Annotated in this window: 1 rRNA gene; it reads left to right on the top strand. The window is 53.8% G+C overall.

The features are described 5' to 3' along the window. Positions 1 to 7: 7 nt before the first annotated feature. A 16S ribosomal RNA gene (locus NY07_RS18815) occupies positions 8 to 586 on the top strand; the annotation flags it as partial.

The following is a 586-nucleotide window of genomic DNA, read 5'->3' as shown; positions in this document are numbered from 1 at the left end:
AAAACTTTAATTGAAGAGTTTGATCATGGCTCAGATTGAACGCTGGCGGCAGGCCTAACACATGCAAGTCGAGCGGTAACAGGAAGAAAGCTTGCTTTCTTTGCTGACGAGCGGCGGACGGGTGAGTAATGCCTAGGGAACTGCCCAGTCGAGGGGGATAACAGTTGGAAACGACTGCTAATACCGCATACGCCCTACGGGGGAAAAGAGGGGACCTTCGGGCCTTCTGCGATTGGATGTACCTAGGTGGGATTAGCTAGTAGGTGAGGTAATGGCTCACCTAGGCGACGATCCCTAGCTGTTCTGAGAGGATGATCAGCCACACTGGGACTGAGACACGGCCCAGACTCCTACGGGAGGCAGCAGTGGGGAATATTGCACAATGGGCGCAAGCCTGATGCAGCCATGCCGCGTGTGTGAAGAAGGCCTTCGGGTTGTAAAGCACTTTCAGCGAGGAGGAAAGGTTAAGTGTTAATAGCGCTTAGCTGTGACGTTACTCGCAGAAGAAGCACCGGCTAACTTCGTGCCAGCAGCCGCGGTAATACGAGGGGTGCAAGCGTTAATCGGAATTACTGGGCGTAAAGCG

This window comes from Shewanella sp. ECSMB14101, assembly GCF_000773485.1.
Classification (GTDB): domain Bacteria; phylum Pseudomonadota; class Gammaproteobacteria; order Enterobacterales; family Shewanellaceae; genus Shewanella; species Shewanella marisflavi.
The sequence above is the reverse complement of the archived record's forward strand: the minus strand, read 5'-3'. Positions and strand labels throughout refer to the sequence as shown.